Genomic DNA, 1,429 nt, shown 5'->3' on the forward strand with positions numbered 1-1,429 from the left:
ACCAAATCAACAGGCGTGCGGGGGTTGAAGAGGTGGGCCAGCGCCGCCTGTGCCAGCGGTAGGCGACCTCACTTGGCATGCACTGTGATCGCCACCAGCCGTACAACCACCGGCCTCACCATCAATACACAGACAAACGCCACCGGCATCGCCAACTGATAGGCCTTCAATACATTGCTCAGGTAGTCGGGGGTAACGCCAGCGTTCGCCGCAGTAATAACAAAGCTCATCAATAACGCCATGATGGAAGACATGTAGAACGCGAAAACATAGGGCGTGGCGACGGGGTGCAATTTGCGGCGGCTGCGGGTTGGGGAGAGATCGCTCATGCTAACTCCTTGAAGTTGAGTGAAGCCGCAGGCTAGCAACCCTCGCAGTGGCAGCAGTAGACCAGCAATACTGAGTTCTTTATAAAGAGATGCTTACGAATTCAAGGGCCACTACATGGACCTGCTCAACGCCATCCGTTGCTTCATCAAGGTGGTCGAAGCCGGCAGCATTGCCGCTGGCGCCCGTAACCTCGGCCTCACCCCGGCCGCGGTCAGCCAGAACCTCGCCCGCCTGGAAGGCCATCTCCAGGTGCGCCTGCTTACCCGCACAACCCGCAGCATGTCCCTGACACCCGCAGGCAACCAGTACTACCAACGTGTCAGCCATATCGAACGTGACCTTGCCGAAGCCGAGCAGGCCATCACCACCCCAGACAGTGAACCCCAGGGCCGACTCTGCATTGCTTCGACCTCGGCCTTCGGTCGCCATGTGCTGGCTCCCCTTATACCCGCATTCAGCGCCCGCTACCCACTGCTTTCGATAGAATTGGTAACGACCGATCGCCGCGTCAACCATGCCCGTGAAGATGTCGATGTGAGCCTGCGCATCACCCCGCAGTTGGAAGAGCAACTGCTGGCCCGGCACATCGCCCGTATCCCGTTCATTTGCTGCGCCTCACCCGGCTACTTGCAAAGCGCCGGCCTACCAAGTACGCCTGAGGCTCTGCGCGATCACCGGTGCCTGGTGTTCCGCTACCCGGTGGACGGCCGCCTGCTACGTTGGGGGTTCATGCGTGACGGGCTGCGCTTCGAGCCGGTGTTCGGCAACGTGCTCATCAGTGATGACATCGATGCGCTGACCCAAATGGCCGTGCATGATGGTGGCATCACCCGCCTGGCCGAATTCATCGTGCGGCCACATCTGGCTTCAGGTGCGCTGGTGCCGTTGTTTGAATACAGCGACAACGGCCAGGCATACGCCCAGACCGAGCCGATGGACATCTACCTGTGCCTGGCAGACCGCTTTGCCATGACGCCTGCTGTGCGCGTGTTCATGGCGTACCTGCGTGAACACCTGGCTGACACCTGGCAGGTCCAGACGTGAAAAAACCGCCACGAGGGTAATGGGAGTGAGTTAAGTAATTTGGGGCCGCTTTGCG

The 1,429-nt window shown here is 59.9% G+C and carries 2 protein-coding genes; one reads left to right on the forward strand and one right to left on the reverse strand.

Translation table 11 applies throughout. The features are described 5' to 3' along the window. Nucleotides 1–68 precede the first annotated feature (68 nt). Entirely contained in the window at nt 69–329 is a 261-nt protein-coding gene (locus ACF8SD_RS01595; RefSeq protein ID WP_173887843.1) for a DUF2798 domain-containing protein, read from the reverse strand. A gap of 115 nt (nt 330–444) precedes the next feature. Here ACF8SD_RS01595 and ACF8SD_RS01600 point away from each other — a divergent pair, with 115 nt between their 5' ends. Beyond that, entirely contained in the window at nt 445–1,374 is a 930-nt protein-coding gene (locus tag ACF8SD_RS01600) for a LysR family transcriptional regulator (RefSeq protein WP_392483447.1), read from the forward strand. The last annotated feature ends 55 nt before the right edge of the window (nt 1,375–1,429 follow it).

The organism is Pseudomonas sp. CJQ_9 (genome assembly GCF_043106615.1).
Classification (GTDB): Bacteria; Pseudomonadota; Gammaproteobacteria; order Pseudomonadales; family Pseudomonadaceae; genus Aquipseudomonas; species Aquipseudomonas juntendi.